Origin of the sequence: Pectobacterium polonicum (genome assembly GCF_005497185.1) — a bacterium.
GTDB lineage: Bacteria > Pseudomonadota > Gammaproteobacteria > Enterobacterales > Enterobacteriaceae > Pectobacterium > Pectobacterium polonicum.
The window spans coordinates 41811-60457 of sequence record NZ_RJTN01000006.1 but is presented as its reverse complement, the minus strand read 5'-3'; the positions used below and the strand labels follow the sequence as shown (position 1 = coordinate 60457).

Genomic DNA, 18647 nt, shown 5'->3' with positions numbered 1-18647 from the left:
AATTACTTTTTCTGATCCAACGTAATTGTCTGCTTCGCCGAGGATTCCAGCTGTTGAGTCAGACCATCAACGCCTTTCTGACGCAGTATTGACGCCCATTCATTCTGCTTAGTGGTGATCATGCTGACACCTTCAGCAATCATGTCATACGCCTGCCAGTTACCGGTTTTACTGTTCTTACGCCATTGGAAATCCAGGCGTATCGGCGGACGACCACCGTTATCAACAATCGTGACGCGAATGGAAACGATATCAGCATTGCCCAGCGGCTGTTCAGGGGCGATTTGATAGCTCTGCCCGTTATACATCGCCAGAGCCTGGCCGTAAGCCTGCTCCAGATAGGCTTCAAACGCTTTGAAATAGGCATCACGCTGTACAGGTGTCGCGTCTTTGTAGTAACGGCCAAGAACCAGCGCACCGGCGTACCTCACCTGTACATACGGCAACAGCTCTTCACGCACGACAGTACGTAAATAGTCAGGGTTTTGCTTGATTTTAGGTTGCTCATTCTTTAAACGATCAAAGGTTTTTTCCGCCGCTTCATTCATTAAACGATAAGGGTTCGTTTGATCCGCCGCGTTGGCTAATGGCGCGACCACCAGTAAAGCCACCATCAGTAAACGTTTAAACATGCAGATATCCTCTTATGGATGTGAAGGAACAGGTTCGTTGCTGTGCTCAGGCGTTGCCGTAGGATCAGCACCCGTCGCCGTACCCGATTGACTAGCATTATCCTCGCTATTGCTGCCGCTCTTATATAGGAATTGACCGATGAGATCTTCAAGCACCATGGCGGACTTGGTGTCCTGAATCACACCACCGTCCTTCAGAATCGCCGTGCCCATCTCTTCATCTTCAAAGCCCATGTTCAATGCCAGATACTGCTCACCCAGCAAACCAGAGGTACGAATAGCCAGAGAGCTGGTATCGGGAATATGATCGTAACGCTGCTGAATATCCATCGCCACGCGTGGCAGATACGTTTTCTCATCCAGAGAGATATCCGCTACGCGACCGATGACCACACCGCCAATTCTGATCGGGGAACGCGCTTTTAGCCCGCCAATGTTGTCAAACGTCGCGTACAAGCGGTACGTTGGCTCACTGCCGATAGATTTTAGATCGGCCACTTTTAGGCATAAAAAAAGAATGGCAGCCAGCGCGATCAACATAAACACACCAACCCAGACTTCAGTTTTCTTTGTTTGCATCGACTCAGTTCCCAAACATCAGTGCTGTCAGCACAAAATCCAATCCCAGTACTGCTAACGACGAGTGCACGACGGTTCGTGTCGTTGCACGGCTGATCCCCTCAGACGTCGGGATCGCGTCATAGCCGTTAAACAGTGCAATCCAGGTCACGGTAATCGCAAATACGATACTTTTAACCACGCAGTTCAACACATCCTGACGCCAGTCAACCGCGCCCTGCATGGCAGACCAAAAGAACCCGCTGTCGATACCTTTCCAGTCCACACCGACCAACGCGCCCCCCCAGATCCCCACCGCGACAAAAATCACCGCCAGTAGCGGCATGCTGATTAACCCCGCCCAGAAGCGCGGCGCGACAACGCGGCGCAGCGGATCAACCGCCATCATCTCCATGCTGGAGAGTTGCTCAGTTGCCTTCATCAGCCCAATCTCAGCCGTCAGCGCAGAACCCGCACGCCCGGCGAACAGCAGCGCGGTTACCACCGGACCCAGTTCACGCAGCAGCGACAGCGCCACCATCATGCCCAAGCTAGCCTCGGCGCTGTACGTCGTCAGGATGATATAGCCCTGTAACCCCAGCACCATGCCGATAAATAGGCCAGAAACCATGATGATCAGCAGAGACTGCACGCCAACGCTGTAAAGTTGTTTCACCAACAGCGGCCACTGTTTTTTAAATTCGGGTTTACCCACCAATGCATTAAACAGCATCAGCCCAGCGCGCCCAAACGTGGCACTGGTAGAGATTCCCTGGCGTCCTAGCGACGCCAACATCCGTAATAACATGGCTGCGTTACCCCTCTGAACCTAGCAGCGACGCTTTATAGTCACCCGCAGGAAAACGGAAAGGCACTGGCCCATCGGCGATGCCATCCAGGAACTGACGAACCTGCGGGTCATCATTCGCCCTCAGTTGATCTGCCGTTCCTTCCGCCACCACTCGCTTGTCGGCCACGATATAGGCGTAATCGGCGATGCTCATCACCTCCGGTACATCGTGAGAAACCACAATGCAGGTCACGCCCAACGCATGGTTCAGCTCGTCGATCAACTTCACCAGCGTTCCTAACGTGATCGGGTCCTGCCCGACAAAAGGTTCGTCGAACATAATGAGTTGCGGGTCAAGCGCAATGGCTCTCGCTAACGCCGTGCGCCTCGCCATACCGCCGGAAAGTTCAGCAGGCATCAGCTCGGCGGCTCCACGCAACCCCACGGCTTCCAGCTTCATCATGACGATGCTACGCAGTAACGATTCTGGCAGTTGGGTATGTTCGCGCAACGGCCAGGCGACATTATCAAACACGTTCAAATCGGTGAATAACGCGCCGGACTGAAACAGCATGCTCATTTTCTTGCGCGCGCTGTACAGTTCCCTGCGCGACAGCGCCGGGATATTCTCACCATCAAACCAGATCTCGCCGCTGTCCGGCTGTAGCTGCCCGCCGATCAAACGCAGCAATGTGGTTTTACCGATACCGGAAGGCCCCATGATCGCAGTGACCTTGCCTTTAGGAACATTCAGCGTGATATCTGTGAAAATCTCTCGCTCTCCGCGCCGAAAGCTAAGACCACGGATCTCGACCAGATTAGTTGCCTCATGGTTCATTATTTCCATTCCTTACCAATCAGTACGCTTATAGAACATCTTTCACTCCAGCCTAACGGCTGACTTTCATTAGAGTGAGAGTTTTACAAAAACTTACCGTAAGTTCTTGTCCAAAATGGCGGCGTAAACCGTTACCTGATTTTACTTATCGCGACAGGTTTTACTTTTTCGCCAAGCACCGTCAGAATTAGCACTCATCACAGAAAAGAGCTTTTTGTGCGAAACTCGTCCAGAAATACTGACTTATTCGACAACAAGCTGGTGATTATATCCTATTAAAGGACGCTGCATGCTGTTTGCAACACTACTCTTGTTCGTTGGTTTGCTATTACTGGTTTACGGTGCCGATCGTCTTGTCTATGGTGCCGCCGTGCTTGCGCGTTCTCTTGGCTTACCTCCTTTCGTTATCGGCATCACTATTGTCGGCTTCGGCACCTCACTACCTGAGCTGATCGTTTCGGTTACTGCGGCCTTAAACGATCAAAACGATATGGCCGTCGGCAATGTTATCGGCTCCAATATCACCAATATTTTACTCATCCTCGGCAGCGCGGCACTCATTCGCCCGCTCACGGTACATTCGACTCTGCTGCGCCGAGAATTGCCGCTCATGTTGTCCGTCACTTTATTGTGTGGCGTTTTACTGCATGATAGCTACCTGAGTCGCGCCGACGGCATGATGCTACTCTTCGCCGCGATTCTGTGCCTGGTGTTGATACTGCGTATGGCACAACAGGCACAGCGGGAAGGCGGCGACAGCCTGACCCGTGAACAGTTGGCAGAACTGCCGCAGGACGACAGCAATCAGATGGCTGCCGTCCTGTGGCTGATTCTCGGTATGATTATTTTACCCATGGCCGCCCGGATGGTGGTGGATAATGCGACCGTCATTGCGCGCTACTTCGATGTCAGCGAATTGACCATCGGACTGACCATATTGGCGATCGGCACCAGCCTGCCTGAGCTCGCTACCGCCATCGTCGGGACGTTGAAGAAAGAAGATGATATTGCACTGGGTAACCTGATTGGCTCGAACATCTTTAATATTGCGATTGTGCTGGGCGTGCCCGCACTGCTCTCGCCGGGCGCACTGAACCCTCAGGTTTTTCAGCGCGACTATTGGGTCATGCTGGCGGCGAGCGTGTTGTTAACCGCGCTGTGCCTCAGCAAAAAACGCCATATAGGACAGGGCGCAGGCGCATTATTATGCTGCACGTTTATCGCCTACCTTACGGTGTTGTTCTGTTTTTCATAATTACGCGGTTTCGTTTTTCACCATAATCAGGACTATTGGTATGTCACAGTTTGAACAAGATGCTCATCTAAAACAGCCGTCTGACCGTGCACTATCCGATCACGCACCACAAGCCGATCACACGCCACAGAAGCGGCATGAACTACCAGCAAACTTCGATTTCCAGCAGGCAGGCAAACAGGTACTGAGCATCGAGCGCGATGGGCTTGCGCAATTAGATCAGTATATTGATGACAATTTTACGCTCGCCTGTAAAAAGATCTTTCACTGTCAGGGCAAAGTGGTGGTGATGGGAATGGGCAAGTCCGGCCACATCGGCTGCAAGATTGCCGCAACCTTCGCCAGCACCGGTACGCCCGCTTTTTTTGTCCATCCAGGCGAAGCCAGCCACGGTGACCTCGGCATGGTAACGCCGCACGATATCGTGATCGCGATTTCCAACTCTGGCGAATCCCATGAAATTCTGTCGCTGATCCCTGTTCTGAAACGACAGAAAGTGTTCTTGATCTGTATGACCAGCGCACCAGAAAGTACGATGGGTAAAGCGGCGGATATACATCTGTGCGTCCACGTTCCGCAGGAAGCCTGCCCGCTCGGTTTGGCCCCCACCACCAGTACGACCGCGACACTGGTTATGGGCGATGCGCTCGCCGTGGCTTTGCTACAGGCGCGCGGTTTTACGGCCGAAGATTTCGCCCTATCTCACCCCGGTGGCGCACTTGGCCGCAAACTTTTACTGCGTATCAGCGATATCATGCATTCTGGCGACGAGATTCCCCATGTCCCACACGATGCCTCGCTGCGTGATGCACTGGTGGAAATTACGCGCAAAAATCTGGGTATGACGGTAATCTGCGAAGCGGATATGAAAATTCAGGGTATCTTTACCGATGGTGACCTGCGCCGCATCTTCGACATGAATATTGACTTGAACAGCGCGCGCATTGCTGATGTGATGACCGCGGGCGGCATCCGGGTCGCACCGCAAACGCTGGCGGTGGATGCACTTAACCTGATGCAGTCGCGCCACATCACCTCAGTGCTGGTGGCAGAGAACGATCGTCTGGTCGGTATTGTCCATATGCACGATATGCTGCGGGCTGGCGTGGTTTAAAAAGAAAGGATAATTGTGAATGAGTGAAACCAGGGCGCAAACCGATACCTGTTATGGGCCTGTCGATCAACAGGTACTGGATAAAGCCCGTGAAGTTCGCCTGTTAATCTGCGACGTTGACGGCGTAATGTCCGATGGTCTGATTTACATGGGTAACCACGGCGAAGAGCTGAAAGCGTTTAACGTCCGTGATGGCTATGGTATTCGCTGCTTGCTGACGTCTGGCCTTGAGGTTGCCATCATTACCGGGCGCTCCGCAAAATTGCTGGAAGACCGCTGTAAAACACTGGGCATTAACCACCTTTATCAAGGGCAATCGGATAAGGTTTTGGCCTTCAACGATCTGTTGGATAAACTGTCGGTCACAGCAAATCAGGTGGCCTATATCGGCGACGATATGATCGACTGGCCAGTGATGGCACAGGTTGGTCTGAGCGTTGCCGTAGCGGACGCCCACCCGTTGCTGTTACCGCGCGCGGATTATGTCACTCGCATTGCGGGTGGTCGTGGCGCAGTGCGTGAGCTGTGTGATTTGATTCTGTTCTCGCAGGACAAGCTGGAGCATGCCAAAGGGTTGTCGATATGAGTAAGACCAAGCGTTGGCTGACCGCTTTTCTCGCCCTATTGGTATTGATCCTCATCGGCTGGAATATTGCGGATGACGACACCGTATCGACACCGGATGCAAATGACCCGACTGTGCCAGTCTATACCAGTGAAAAGACCAACACGCAGGTATACAGCCCTGCGGGTAAACTAAGCTACAGACTGATTTCGGAAAAAGCGGAATATTTCAACGATGAGCAATTGAGTTGGTTTACCACCCCCGTTGCCACGCTGTTCAATGAACAAGGCATTGCAACCTGGTCAGTACGCGCCGATCGCGCCAAGCTGACAAAAGACAGGATGCTCTATCTGTATGGCCACGTCGAGGTGAATAGCCTGACAAAGGACACTCAGCTTCAGCGCATCACAACGAATAATGCCCAGGTGAACCTGGTCACGCAGGACGTCGCTTCCGATGATGAAGTCACCCTGTACGGCGCCAGCTTTACCTCAAGCGGAATGAAAATGCGCGGAAATCTGCGTAATAAAACGGCCGAGTTGATCGAAAAGGTAAAAACCTCTTATGAAATCCAAAACCAATAACCTGATGCGTAACACCCTGATCGCCAGCTCGCTGTTCGCCGTCAGCGTTTCCGCCTTTGCCGTTACAGGCGATAGCAACCAACCTATTCACATTGATTCAGCACAGCAATCTCTGGACATGCAGGGCAACACGGTGACGTTCACCGGTAATGTTGTCGTGAAGCAAGGCACGATTGAAGTGAAAGCCGACAAGGTCGTCGTGACGCGTCCACAGGGCACGCAAGGCAGTGAAGTGGTGGAAGGTTACGGCAACCCTGTGACGTTCTACCAGATGCAGGACAACGGCAAACCGGTAAAAGGTCACGCACAGAAAATCCGCTACGAGCTGGCCAAAGACTTTCTGGTACTCACAGGCAATGCCTACCTGGAACAGCAGGACAGCAATGTCAAAGGCGATCGCATCACCTATCTGGTGAAACAGCAGCAGATGGAAGCGACCAGCGATAAAGGAAAACGCGTGACGACGGTGTTAGTCCCCTCTCAGCTTCAGGAGAAAGAGAACAAAAGCCAGCCTTCTCGTTCTCAACAACCGCAACCACGGGTCACTGAATAAGTTATGGCAACATTAACCGCAGAAAATCTGGCTAAGGCGTACAAAGGCCGTAAGGTCGTGGAAAACGTCAGTCTCACCGTCAACTCTGGTGAAATCGTCGGCCTGCTCGGGCCGAACGGTGCTGGCAAAACGACAACATTCTACATGGTGGTGGGCATCGTTCCGCGTGATGAAGGGCGCATCGTCATTGACGACGACGACATCAGCCTGCTTCCTTTGCACGAACGTGCGCTGCGCGGCATCGGCTATTTGCCACAGGAAGCCTCGATTTTTCGCCGCTTAAGCGTCTATGACAACCTGATGGCAGTGTTACAGATCCGTAAAGATCTGACGACAGAGCAGCAGGAAGATCGAGCCAATGAGCTAATGGAAGAATTCCATATTATTCATTTGCGCGATAGTCTGGGACAATCGCTGTCCGGTGGGGAAAGACGCCGCGTAGAGATTGCGCGTGCGCTAGCGGCAAACCCAAAATTTATCCTGCTGGATGAACCGTTTGCGGGCGTAGACCCGATCTCCGTGCTGGATATTAAAAAAATTATTGAGCATCTGCGTGACAGCGGACTGGGCGTGTTGATTACCGATCATAACGTCCGCGAAACGCTGGATGTCTGTGAACGAGCCTACATCGTGAGTCAGGGCAACCTGATCGCCCACGGTTCACCGACCGATATTCTGGCCGATGAACAGGTGAAACGCGTCTATCTGGGCGAAGGCTTCCGACTCTGATAGGGTAATATTTTCTTTTTGCAGTACTTATGGGACGTTAGCGCGATTTATGAAGCAAGGTTTGCAACTCAGGCTTAGCCAGCAACTGGCCATGACTCCACAGCTCCAACAGGCAATTCGGCTGTTGCAGCTGTCCACGCTTGAATTGCAACAGGAGATTCAACTGGCGCTGGAAAGCAATCCGTTGCTCGAACAAACGGATCAGCACGACGAAATCGAGTCATTCGAAAAGGCAGACAGCGATTCACTGGATACCGGTGAAGCCCTTGAACAACGGGACATGCCGGAAGAATTACCGCTCGATGCCACCTGGGATGAGATTTATTCCGCGGGCACGCCATCGGGCACCGGCACCGATTATCGCGACGAAGAACTGCCGATTTATCAAGGTGAAACCACGCAAACGCTTCAGGATTACCTGATGTGGCAGGTTGAACTGACGCCGTTTTCAGATACCGACGCCGCCATCGCGACCTCAATTGTCGATGCAGTGGACAACACTGGCTACCTGACTGTACCGCTGGAAGACATCCTCGACAGCATCGGTGACGATGACGTGACGCTGGAAGAAGTTGAAGCCGTACTCAAACGCGTGCAGCGCTTCGATCCCGTTGGCGTCGCCGCCCGCGACCTGCGTGATTGTCTGCTGGTGCAGCTTTCCCAATTCGCCGACGACACGCCACGCCTGACCGAAGCGCGCCTGATCGTCAGCGATCATCTCGATCTGTTAGCCAATCATGATTTCCGCAGCCTGATCCGCGTGACTCGCCTGAAAGAAGAGGTGCTGAAAGAAGCACTGGCGTTGATCCAGTCGCTCGATCCCCGTCCTGGGCAGTCGATTAACACGGGTGAATCTGAATATGTGATCCCTGATGTACTGGTGCGTAAAATTCAGGGAGTCTGGTCCGTTGAACTGAACACCGACAGCGTTCCCCGCTTGCAGATTAACCAGCAATATGCGGCGCTGGGTAACAGCGCGCGCAACGACAGCGATGGGCAGTTTATCCGCAGCAATCTGCAAGAAGCGCGCTGGCTCATCAAAAGTCTGGAAAGTCGCAACGATACGCTGCTGAAGGTGACCCGCTGCATCGTCGAGCAGCAGCAGGATTTCTTCGAGCAGGGTGAAGAATTCATGAAGCCTATGGTATTGGCAGACATCGCCCAGGCGGTGGATATGCATGAATCCACCATCTCACGCGTGACGACACAGAAGTTCCTGCACAGCCCACGCGGCATTTTTGAGCTAAAATATTTCTTCTCCAGCCACGTTAATACCGATAGCGGCGGAGAAGCCTCGTCAACGGCAATCCGCGCGCTAGTGAAAAAGCTTATTGCGGCGGAAAACCCTGCGAAGCCATTGAGCGACAGCAAGCTCACCACGCTGCTTTCCGATCAGGGCATCATTGTGGCACGCCGTACCGTCGCAAAATACCGAGAGTCTTTATCTATCCCACCATCAAATCAGCGTAAACAACTGATTTGATCTCAACAGAGAAGGAAGACACTATGCAGCTCAACATTACCGGACACCACATCGAGATCACTGAACCACTGCGTGATTTTGTCAATGGCAAATTTGCCAAATTAGAGCAGTATTTTGACCGGATTAATCAGGTCAATGTGGTATTGAGAGTGGAAAAAGTTCAGCAAATTGCCGAGGCCACGCTCCATGTTAATGGTGGGGAGCTGCATGCAACCTCCGAGGCGGCAGATATGTACGCCGCGATAGACTTATTGATTGATAAGCTGGCAAGACAGCTCAATAAGCATAAAGATAAACTCAAGCAGCACTAACTTTCTCCTTTGCCATTTGGTAAAGGAACAAACCCGCGCTATCCGACGGATGGCGCGGGATCACCAGAAGTGAAAGCGTCGTTAAGTGAAAATAAAATGAGCCACGATCCCGTATTGCAACTCAGCACCGTCTTACGCCCTGAGTGCACCCGAAGCACCGTCCATTGCCAGAGTAAAAAACGGGCATTGGAAATTATCAGCGAGCTGGCCGCCAGGCAGCTTAACATTCCCTCGCAAATTATCTTTGATGCCATCCTGACCCGGGAGCGGATGGGCAGCACGGGAATCGGCGGCGGCATTGCCATTCCTCACGGTAAGCTGGAAGACGATAATGCACTGGGTGCCATCGGTGTTTTCATCCAGTTAGAGCAACCGATCGCTTTCGATGCTATTGATAATCAGGCCGTTGATCTGCTTTTTGCCTTGCTGGTTCCGGCGGAACAATGTAAAACCCATTTGCATACCCTATCGCTTGTTGCCAAGCGACTGGCGGATAAAACGGTTTGCCGACGCCTACGCGCGGCGCAAAGCGATGAAGAGCTGTACCAGATTATGACGGAAGCGGGTTAAACCAGACGATCGTCATACTCACGATGACGGGCTATTCGCAGTAGAACGAGAGAATACTTGCAATCCGTGCGCTAAGCCGTCATTTTTTAGCGATACATCATAAAAATCATGGCAATGAAAATTCGCCATCACGTTGCCAGAGGGGAGTCGTCAGATGGTACTGATGATTGTCAGCGGTCGCTCAGGTTCAGGAAAATCTGTCGCCCTGCGCGCATTGGAAGATATGGGGTTCTACTGCGTAGATAATCTACCAGTGGTTCTGCTGCCAGAACTGGCAAATACGCTTGCGGCTCGTAATATTTCTGCCGCAGTCAGCATTGACGTGCGCAATATGCCGGAATCTCCAGAGATCTTCGAGCATGCCATGGAGCAACTGCCATCAAGCTTCTCACCTCAGTTGCTGTTTCTGGATGCCGATCGCAACACGCTGATCCGTCGCTATAGTGACACCCGCCGCCTGCACCCACTGTCCAGCAAGAATCTGTCGTTGGAAAGCGCGATTGATGAAGAAAGTGACCTGCTGGAACCGCTGCGTTCGCGCGCCGATCTGATTATCGACACCTCAGAGATGTCGGTGCACGAACTGGCCGAAATGCTGCGTACACGGCTGCTCGGCAAGCGGGAACGCGAGCTTACGATGGTGTTCGAATCGTTCGGCTTTAAGCACGGTATTCCTATCGATGCGGATTACGTCTTTGACGTACGTTTCCTGCCGAACCCGCACTGGGACCCGAAACTGCGTCCGATGACCGGTCTGGACAAGCCCGTTGCGTCCTTCCTCGACAGGCATACCGAAGTTCACAACTTCATCTACCAGACTCGTAGCTATCTCGAACTGTGGCTGCCGATGCTGGAAACCAATAACCGTAGCTACCTGACCGTCGCCATTGGCTGTACTGGCGGTAAGCACCGTTCCGTCTACGTCGCTGAACAGTTGGCAGACTACTTCCGCTCACGCGGTAAGAACGTACAGTCACGCCACCGTACGCTGGAAAAACGTAAACCCTCGTGATAGTCGGCAAACCAGCACAGCCAGGTAACCCATGACAGTCCGGCAAACGGTTGAAATCAAAAATAAGCTGGGCATGCACGCTCGCCCAGCGATGAAGTTGTTCGAGCTGGTGCAGAGCTTTGATGCAGAAGTGATACTGCGTAATGACAGCGGCACCGAAGCCGAAGCCAGCAGCGTGATTGCCATGCTGATGCTGGACTCGGCCAAAGGGCGTCTCATTGAGGTGGAAGCCACTGGCCCAGATGAAGAACAGGCGCTTGCCGCCGTCATCAAGCTATTTGAAGCTGGGTTCGACGAAGACTAGCGATTTCCTTAGCTGGCTATCTGTACACCTTAGTGCTTCACTTTCCCTTCCGAACCTCCTACTATCCACATATATCATATTTTCTTATACCCCCTGCTCCTTTGGGCGCGGGGGGTTATTTTTATATCATCTGAAAATACCAACTGGAGAGGAGTATGACGAAACCTAACCTGACAATCAGTGAATTGGATGCAGAACGTCTGGATATGTTATTGGAGCAGCCCGCCTTTGCGGACAGCGATATCGCACAGGCGTTGAATGAGGAACTGGATCGGGCAGAAATTCTGCCTTCGGCATCGATTCCCTCACATGTCGTCACCATGAATAGTCGGGTGCGTTTCCGCGATCTGAATACCAACGAAGAGCACATCCGCACGCTGGTTTATCCAGCCGCAGTGAAGGACAGCAAAGAACCGCTGTCGGTGATGGCTCCGCTGGGCGCAGCACTATTGGGAATGCATGTGGGAAATTCTATCACCTGGCAGCTGCCAAACGGTGAAGAAACGCGAATTGAAGTACTAGAACTACTCTATCAGCCAGAAGCCGCGGGCGAGTACCACCGCTAAGCCAGAGATAGAGTAACAGCCGTCGGACACTGCCGACGGCGACGGTTACTCATACAGAGCAGGCTTATTCCCCTGCGATCTTCATTTCAGGCAGCAACACGGAACCACACTGGATATTGCTTCGGGTTTCGATATCGTTCCCCACCGTCACAATATTACGCAGCATGTCTTTCAGGTTGCCCGCAATCGTTATCTCGCTGACCGGATACTGAATTTCACCGTTTTCGACCCAGAAGCCAGATGCCCCACGAGAATAATCCCCCGTCACACCGCTCACACCTTGCCCCATCAGTTCGGTCACCAGCAGGCCTTTGCCCATCTGTTTCAACATGCCGTTGAAATCTAAACCTTGTCCGGCAATCCGCCAATTGTGGATACCACCCGCGTGGCCGGTGCTCTGCATTCCCAACTTACGTGCGGAGTAGCTCGTCATCAGCCACGTCTGCAACACGCCTGCTTTCACAATTTCACGCGCCTGCGTCCGCACACCTTCGCTGTCGAACGGCGTAGAAGCCAGCCCTTTTAGCAAGTGCGGCAGCTCCTCAATCGTCAGCCACTCCGGCAGAATCTGCTGACCCAGCTTATCCAGCAGAAAGGTAGATTTACGATAAACGCTGCCGCCGCTGATGGCGCCGACTAAGTGACCAAACAGGCCTGTCGCCACTTCCGCAGAAAACATCACCGGTGCCTGCATGGTGGGCAGTTTACGCGGTGACAGTCGGGATAACGTCCGGCGTGCGCACTCTTCGCCCACCCATTCCGGGCTAAGCAAATCATCCAGCGCACGGCCAACGGTATAGGCATAATCCCGCTCCATATCGCCATTCACTTCGGCAATCACGCAACTGGACATGGAATGACGGCTAGAGCAGTAGCTTTTTAGCAAGCCATGGCTATTGCCAAATACCTTAACGCCGTAGTGACTGTTAAAGCTGCCGCCTTCAGTGTTAGTGATACGCTTGTCAGCCTGTAATGCGGCCTGCTCTGCGCGGGCGGCTAATTCAATGCCGCGATCCGCATCCAACTCAGTTGGATGGAACAGATCCAGATCCGGCGCGTCAAATGCCAGAAGATCGCGATCCGCCGGGCCAGCAAAAGGATCGACTGAGGTATAACGCGCGATATCCAGCGCGGCCTGCACAGTACGGGCTATCGCATCCGGGCTAAGATCGGTAGACGATGCGCTGCCTTTACGCTGTTGGTGATAAACCGTAATGCCCAACGCACCATCGCTGTTGAATTCAACATTTTCAACGTCACCATAACGGGTACTGACGCTAATGCCCGTCGTTTTTGACACCGCGACCTCTGCCGCATCAGAACCGGCACGCGCCAGTTCCAGCGCCTGAGCAACCGCGAGCTCCAGCGCTTTACGCTGCTCTGCAACCTGAGTAGTTATCGTCATTGTTCTGCCATAATGAGTGGAAGAAAGCTCACCATCATCATCCCCGCAACGAGCACAAAAGGGGCGTATACTCTATATACTTCGCGCAGCCAACACGTAGGTAACGTGAAGTATGAGGAGCATAAAATGGTGTAGCATAATGCTTTCTAGTCTAACAGGATCTACGGACAATTTCGCACAAAGCCCAAACCTGTTAGTATCAGCCTCTTTTTTCTGGTGGGCGCGCTGTTCACCATCCCGGAGCCGTTAAGTATTGCTCCTGGACACTTTTTAGGAGCCAACCATGAAACAAAAACCCGAAGACTGGCTGAATGACGTCCCGGATAATCAAGAAGACGACGAAGATGATGAAATTATCTGGGTCAGTAAAAGCGAAATAAAGCGTGATGCCGAAGTGCTGAAAGATCTCGGTGCGGAACTGGTTGATCTGGGCAAAAATGCTCTGGAGAAGATCCCATTGGACGACGATCTGCGTGCAGCAGTAGAGCTGGCACAGCGGATCAAGAAAGAGGGCCGTCGCCGCCAGCTACAGCTCATTGGCAAAATGCTGCGCGCCCGCGATCCAGAACCGATCCAAACCGCATTGGATAAGCTAAACAACCGTCATAATCAGCAGGTGGCCTTGTTCCATAAACTGGAACAGCTGCGCGACCGCCTGATTACCGAAGGGGACGATGTGGTTCCAGAGATTCTGGCGCTATATCCACATGCCGACCGGCAGCAGTTGCGCTCTCTGGTGCGCAATGCGCAGAAAGAGAAAGCGGCAAACAAACCGCCAAAAGCCACCCGCCAGATCTTTCAGTACCTGCGTGAACTGGCTGAAACCAAAGACTAACGATCATCGCGGGATGAGGAGCATGGCTCACTCGTCCCGTGCTTTATCAAAATTAGTTGCTCAGCGCATGCTGATAATCACGTAAAATCCCAGTCAATCGCCCCACTGGCGCAGTCACACTCGTGGGAAGCTGCTGTTCTGCCAGCATCTGTTGATAACGCTCAAGTTCCTCCAACAGCTGCGTAAAATAGCGGCTACGCGTAGTATCGCGTCGAGCCAAAATCACCTGCTCTGCGGTTGCACGAATCTGACGATGAAAAGCAGACAGCGCCGCGTTTTGCGGAATATTCAGCGTTCTCAAACGTTGGTGCATGATGATCAGCCACAGCGCAAGGCGATACTTGGCAATATCGTCAGGGAAACGGCTCAGCAGCAGGAACAGCTGTTGATACAGCGCGGGCAGGTGATTTTCTTTTCTCCGCACGGTGTTGGTCGTCAGCGCCGAAACCGCACCATACACAAAGCGGTTCAACAGCGTTCTCCCCGTATGCGCCTTGGTGTTATCCCGGATCAGCAGGATCACCATCAGCGCCAGAAAACAGCCGATGATCTGGCCGATCGCGCTGTCCAGAAACTGACTGATGTGGAACGTCATCGGGTTATCCAGCACCAGAATGTTGATCGTACTGGCTAATGCGCCCAGCGAACCCAGCCGACGCTTTTGTACCTCAAGCCCGAGGAAGAAAGCCATCGCCCCCAGACTCAGACACAGCAGCAGCATACTTTGCTGCGTTGATGGCATGATAAACATGAACATCAGCGCACCCAGCGGCAGCGCGTAGATGGTTCCAAACAGAAAATCCTTCGCCATCATCTGTGGATTCGGCAAGCGCATGGCAAGCGACGTCACCACCGCAATCATCACCATACACACACTGCCGGAAGTCCAGCCGGTACTGAGCCAGAACAGGCAGCCCAGCGCCGTCGCCACTCCGGTGCGTAAACCGTTGATCATGGCATGATGGGTTTCAGCCGAAGGCGCTTTAATTTCCACATCGCTGTTCAGCACGTCAGCTTCTATCGTACTAATGCGTCCGTTGGTCTGTACGCCCTTCGCCAGCAGCAGGTAACGTGTCGCCGCGCCAACCCAACTGACCAACGTAGGCGGCACATCGCGGCTATCCGCCGCAATCACGTGGCGTAATGCTTTCACACGGCCATGCACATCACGGAGCGACTCAACAGGCTGCTCCAACACCAGTTTCAGGCTACTTTTTACAGGAGCCGGGACGTCCTGCAACATCAGATAGGTTTCACACGCCTGTGTGATCATCGTGAGCGATTGCGTATGCAGCGACGTTAAGCGGCGATGGCTGTTCTGCCAGCGTGAAGACTCCAGCATCAGGCTGCTGTGCATACCGTTTAGCGCGGTCGTTTTACGCACCAGCGCGTGCCATGCCGCGTCTATCGCTTCTTTTTCCGCCCCGCTCATACTGAGTTGCAGTAGCCGATACTGATCCACCAGCAGTTCACCGATGCTGCGGTCAACATCCTGCTTGATCGAGCGTGGCGAAAACAGTAAATCCGCCAGAATGGCACAGACGATGCCCAGCACAATCTCGCTACAGCGCTCCACGGCAAACTGCGGCGTCAGAAGCGGCGTTCCCTGCGTCGATACAATAATAATCAGCGCGGTATAACCCGCCAGCCCGAAGATATAGGCGTTTTCGACTTTAACCAGCGAGGAAACCCAGGTGCAGAGCCCTGCCCAAATACAGCACAGCATCAACATCACGACGGGCGCGCGAACGGTGGCGATAATGATGATAAGTGCACCGATACAGCCGATAAACGTACCAATAATGCGCAGAATACCACGATGACGGATCGCACCAGAAAACGGTTCACCGCCCGCAGCGAACGCCGGGCCAGCGGCGACAATCGCTGCCGTCAGCACCGACCAGCGCGGCGTTTCCAACTGGAGGTGGAAGCCCAGAAACAGGGACAGCACAATCGCGAAGCTCAGCTTGAAGGCAAAGCGAAAACGCGCAAACTTCGGTGTGGTATAGAATCTGGATACTGTCAACGACGGGGTTTTCATCATCGCCTCACTTAGCCAAACTCACGCAGGCGATAAAGCAGGCGAATGAGCGGCGACGGTTTTTTGTCGTTGTTGACCTGCTCGCCGGTAATCACCACGGTCGCCGTGGTGCCAGCCGGATAGAGATCGCCCATTTGTCGATCGAGACGGATTTTTACCGGCACACGCTGCGCCAAACGCACCCACTCCAGATTGGAATCCACGTTAGCCAGGCCTTTCGTGTTCGCACTGTTGCTGCTGTTATTGACCCCAGCCGCCACGCTATCCACCGTACCGTAAAATATCTTCTCGCTACCCAGCGGAGTAATTTCCGCACGATAGCCACGGCGAACGCCTTCAAGTTTGGTCTCTTCCATGTACGCCAGCAGGTAAAACGAATCCTTTTTCACCAGCGCCACCGCCGTATTACCGCGTTCGATAAACTCACCGCTTTGCACATGCAGGTTAGTGACCCAGCCGTCGGCAGGGGCGCGTACCACGGTGCGCTCCAGCTCCAGTTTCGCCAGTGACAATACCGCCAGTGCTTTAGCAAGCTGGTGCGTTGCGGTTTCCAATGCATTACTGGACTGATCGATATTTTCCTGTGACATCGCACTGATGCCCAGGCGCGCCCGGCGTCCTGATTCCCGACGTTTTTCCGTCACCAGCGCCTGATAGTAGGCAACATCCGCTTCCGCCTGCGCCACAGCCTGGTGGTAGCGCGGCTGGTCGATGACAAACAGCACATCACCTTTGTTTACCAGCTGATTGTCCGTGACGCGAACATCGGTCAATAATCCGCTGACATCTGGCGCGATCGCCACCACATCCGCCGTAAATTTGGCATCACGCGTCCAGGGCGATTCGGTATAGAACGCCCAGACACGGAAGATTGCCACAATCGCACACAGCACAATCACCAGCGTGATGACCACCCGGCTCAGTTTTTTGATCAGCACGGCCTGTTGTCTAAACAAGGGTAAAAAGAACGCTTTCACAGACACCTCACAGACCGTAACGGAACAGTAAATAAAACAGACAGCAGAACAGCGCGCTGTTAAACAGCGCAGGGTGCCAGACGAAGTCATAGATACCCGTCGGTTGCAGCAGGCGGTTCACGACAAAGAACAGGGTCAACGACACCAGCAAGACAAAAAATACGGGGGGAAATGACAGCCCGAACAGCACCATAACCGGGAGTGAACTCATCCTCTTTTCCTTTTTCTAGTCGATAACGGTAGCGAGCAGGTTGCTACCGGGTGGTAAATTATGTCGTCTGGCGCGGCCTTTCAGCACCGACAACAGAGCCTCATCCCGCAGGCGAGCAGCCAACGGATGGGATAGCGTTAAACTGATGAATAGCGATGTCAGCAGGGGCTGACTAACGATGGGAAATCAGCGTATTACTCTAATTGGGTAAATAAACACAATCATTGAATGGCTCTGTTCTGCCCAGAACCACCGGATAGGCTATATTATGGATGCTTATTATCACCTTATCTACATAGTGTGATCTAAATCACTTTTAAGCCAGAGTGAACAATGGAAAGACTAAAGAGTATGTCGGTGTTTGCCCGCGTGGTGGAATTTGGTTCTTTTACCGCCGCCGCCCGCCAGTTGCAGATGAGCGTATCCGCCGTCAGCCAAACCGTAACCAAACTTGAAGATGAGCTACAGATTAAGCTGCTTAATCGCAGTACGCGCAGCATTGGGCTGACGGAAGCGGGGAAAATTTACTACCACGGCTGTCGCCGCATGCTGCATGAAGCGCATGAGGTCCATGAGCAGCTTTATGCTTTCAACAACACGCCGATCGGCACGCTGCGCATCGGTAGCTCTTCCACGATGGCGCAGAATGTGTTGTCCACCATGACTGCCGCGATGCTGAAGGAATATCCCGGTCTATCCGTCAATCTGGTCACCGGCATTCCCGCTCCCGACCTGATTGCCGACGGGCTGGATATCGTTATCCGCGTCGGTGCACTACAGGATTCCAGCCTGTTCTCAAAACGCTTAGGCTCGATGCCGATGGTGGTCTGTGCCGCGAAACGCTATCTGGCACAGCACGGTACGCCGGATAAGCCGGCAGATATGGTGAATTTTTCCTGGCTGGAATACAGTGTGCGGCCCGACAGCGAATTTGAGCTGATCGCCCCGGAAGGCATTTCGACCCGCGTCACACCACAAGGACGCTTTGTCACTAACGACCCACAAACGCTGGTGCGCTGGCTCAAGGCCGGAGCGGGCATCGCGTACGTGCCGCTCATGTGGATCGTGGACGAAATCAATCGCGGTGAAATCGAGATTCTGTTCAACCGCTACCACTCCGACCCGCGTCCGGTCTACGCGCTCTACACCCGCAAAGACAACCTGCCGCTAAAAGTACAGGTCTGCATTAACTACATGACGGAATACTTCAAAAACGTCGCCCTGACGTATCAGGGCTATCGGCAGAATCATAGCGAGGAAAAAAAACCGCGCCTATAAAGCGCGGTTCTATAAGACTCTCAGATATCAAAACAA

Annotated in this window: 22 protein-coding genes; 14 read left to right on the top strand and 8 right to left on the bottom strand. The window is 53.1% G+C overall.

Going from position 1 to position 18647, the window contains the following annotated elements; genetic code table 11:
* Positions 1–2: 2 nt before the first annotated feature.
* From mlaC to mlaF, 4 genes are read right to left on the bottom strand one after another with little or no spacing between them, the layout of a single operon-like run.
* Positions 3–632, bottom strand: a complete 630-nt coding sequence (mlaC, locus tag EDI29_RS08980) for a phospholipid-binding protein MlaC (protein WP_137740620.1) — start codon at positions 630–632, stop codon at positions 3–5.
* Positions 633–644: 12 nt separating this feature from the next.
* Positions 645–1211, bottom strand: coding sequence for an outer membrane lipid asymmetry maintenance protein MlaD (gene mlaD / locus EDI29_RS08975; protein ID WP_137740619.1), 567 nt, complete (start codon positions 1209–1211; stop codon positions 645–647).
* Positions 1212–1215: 4 nt separating this feature from the next.
* Entirely contained in the window at positions 1216–1998 is a 783-nt protein-coding gene (gene mlaE / locus EDI29_RS08970) for a lipid asymmetry maintenance ABC transporter permease subunit MlaE (RefSeq protein WP_137740618.1), read from the bottom strand.
* Between the two features lie 7 nt (positions 1999–2005).
* Positions 2006–2818, bottom strand: a complete 813-nt coding sequence (gene mlaF / locus EDI29_RS08965) for a phospholipid ABC transporter ATP-binding protein MlaF (RefSeq protein WP_137740617.1) — start codon at positions 2816–2818, stop codon at positions 2006–2008.
* Positions 2819–3107: 289 nt separating this feature from the next.
* Here mlaF and EDI29_RS08960 point away from each other — a divergent pair, with 289 nt between their 5' ends.
* The 12 genes from EDI29_RS08960 to rnk all read left to right on the top strand — a co-directional run bounded on the left by EDI29_RS08960 (position 3108) and on the right by rnk (position 11864).
* Positions 3108–4073, top strand: coding sequence for a calcium/sodium antiporter (locus EDI29_RS08960; protein WP_137740616.1), 966 nt, complete (start codon positions 3108–3110; stop codon positions 4071–4073).
* A 40-nt stretch (positions 4074–4113) separates the two neighbouring features.
* Positions 4114–5187 carry an arabinose-5-phosphate isomerase KdsD gene (gene kdsD, locus EDI29_RS08955; protein ID WP_137740615.1) on the top strand — a complete coding sequence of 358 codons (1074 nt, stop codon included), beginning with the start codon at positions 4114–4116 and terminating at the stop codon, positions 5185–5187.
* Positions 5188–5206: 19 nt separating this feature from the next.
* Positions 5207–5773: a 3-deoxy-manno-octulosonate-8-phosphatase KdsC gene (gene kdsC / locus EDI29_RS08950; protein ID WP_107170738.1), complete on the top strand. Its 567-nt coding sequence runs from the start codon at positions 5207–5209 to the stop codon at positions 5771–5773.
* Positions 5770–6336: an LPS export ABC transporter periplasmic protein LptC gene (lptC, locus tag EDI29_RS08945; protein WP_137740614.1), complete on the top strand. Its 567-nt coding sequence runs from the start codon at positions 5770–5772 to the stop codon at positions 6334–6336. Before kdsC ends, lptC begins: the two co-directional genes overlap by 4 nt.
* A complete protein-coding gene (lptA, locus tag EDI29_RS08940) occupies positions 6317–6889 on the top strand; it encodes a lipopolysaccharide ABC transporter substrate-binding protein LptA (protein ID WP_039535302.1) in 573 nt (190 codons plus the stop codon). The genes lptC and lptA overlap by 20 nt, the downstream gene beginning before the upstream one ends.
* Positions 6890–6892: 3 nt before the next feature.
* Positions 6893–7618, top strand: coding sequence for an LPS export ABC transporter ATP-binding protein (gene lptB, locus EDI29_RS08935; protein WP_010296638.1), 726 nt, complete (start codon positions 6893–6895; stop codon positions 7616–7618).
* A gap of 49 nt (positions 7619–7667) precedes the next feature.
* The gene (gene rpoN, locus EDI29_RS08930; protein WP_137740613.1) at positions 7668–9101 is read left to right on the top strand and encodes an RNA polymerase factor sigma-54; all 1434 of its coding nucleotides are present in this window, start codon (positions 7668–7670) and stop codon (positions 9099–9101) included.
* A 23-nt stretch (positions 9102–9124) separates the two neighbouring features.
* Positions 9125–9412 carry a ribosome hibernation promoting factor gene (gene hpf, locus EDI29_RS08925; protein ID WP_005975449.1) on the top strand — a complete coding sequence of 96 codons (288 nt, stop codon included), beginning with the start codon at positions 9125–9127 and terminating at the stop codon, positions 9410–9412.
* Positions 9413–9508: 96 nt separating this feature from the next.
* Positions 9509–9982, top strand: a complete 474-nt coding sequence (ptsN, locus tag EDI29_RS08920; protein WP_107170762.1) for a PTS IIA-like nitrogen regulatory protein PtsN — start codon at positions 9509–9511, stop codon at positions 9980–9982.
* Between the two features lie 154 nt (positions 9983–10136).
* A complete protein-coding gene (gene rapZ / locus EDI29_RS08915; protein WP_012822088.1) occupies positions 10137–10994 on the top strand; it encodes an RNase adapter RapZ in 858 nt (285 codons plus the stop codon).
* A 31-nt stretch (positions 10995–11025) separates the two neighbouring features.
* Positions 11026–11298 carry a PTS phosphocarrier protein NPr gene (gene npr / locus EDI29_RS08910; RefSeq protein WP_039547824.1) on the top strand — a complete coding sequence of 91 codons (273 nt, stop codon included), beginning with the start codon at positions 11026–11028 and terminating at the stop codon, positions 11296–11298.
* Between the two features lie 155 nt (positions 11299–11453).
* Positions 11454–11864 carry a nucleoside diphosphate kinase regulator gene (gene rnk, locus EDI29_RS08905; RefSeq protein ID WP_039507264.1) on the top strand — a complete coding sequence of 137 codons (411 nt, stop codon included), beginning with the start codon at positions 11454–11456 and terminating at the stop codon, positions 11862–11864.
* 64 nt (positions 11865–11928) lie between these two features.
* On the opposite strand, the gene pmbA is transcribed toward rnk, so the two are convergent.
* The gene (gene pmbA / locus EDI29_RS08900; protein ID WP_107170731.1) at positions 11929–13269 is read right to left on the bottom strand and encodes a metalloprotease PmbA; all 1341 of its coding nucleotides are present in this window, start codon (positions 13267–13269) and stop codon (positions 11929–11931) included.
* Between the two features lie 283 nt (positions 13270–13552).
* Between pmbA and yjgA the strand changes: the two genes are divergently transcribed.
* A complete protein-coding gene (yjgA, locus tag EDI29_RS08895) occupies positions 13553–14104 on the top strand; it encodes a ribosome biogenesis factor YjgA (RefSeq protein WP_137740612.1) in 552 nt (183 codons plus the stop codon).
* A gap of 52 nt (positions 14105–14156) precedes the next feature.
* Here yjgA and aaeB read toward each other — a convergent pair whose 3' ends face one another.
* Genes aaeB through aaeX form a run of 3 tightly spaced genes read right to left on the bottom strand, consistent with a single transcriptional unit; the run spans position 14157 to position 17333 of the window.
* Entirely contained in the window at positions 14157–16145 is a 1989-nt protein-coding gene (gene aaeB, locus EDI29_RS08890; RefSeq protein ID WP_137740712.1) for a p-hydroxybenzoic acid efflux pump subunit AaeB, read from the bottom strand.
* An 11-nt stretch (positions 16146–16156) separates the two neighbouring features.
* On the bottom strand, positions 16157–17122 hold the full coding sequence (aaeA, locus tag EDI29_RS08885) for a p-hydroxybenzoic acid efflux pump subunit AaeA (protein WP_137740611.1): 966 nt from the start codon (positions 17120–17122) through the stop codon (positions 16157–16159).
* Positions 17123–17129: 7 nt separating this feature from the next.
* On the bottom strand, positions 17130–17333 hold the full coding sequence (gene aaeX / locus EDI29_RS08880; protein ID WP_005975424.1) for a p-hydroxybenzoic acid efflux pump operon protein AaeX: 204 nt from the start codon (positions 17331–17333) through the stop codon (positions 17130–17132).
* A gap of 333 nt (positions 17334–17666) precedes the next feature.
* Here aaeX and aaeR point away from each other — a divergent pair, with 333 nt between their 5' ends.
* Positions 17667–18611 carry an HTH-type transcriptional activator AaeR gene (gene aaeR / locus EDI29_RS08875; protein WP_137740610.1) on the top strand — a complete coding sequence of 315 codons (945 nt, stop codon included), beginning with the start codon at positions 17667–17669 and terminating at the stop codon, positions 18609–18611.
* Positions 18612–18647 lie beyond the last annotated feature (36 nt).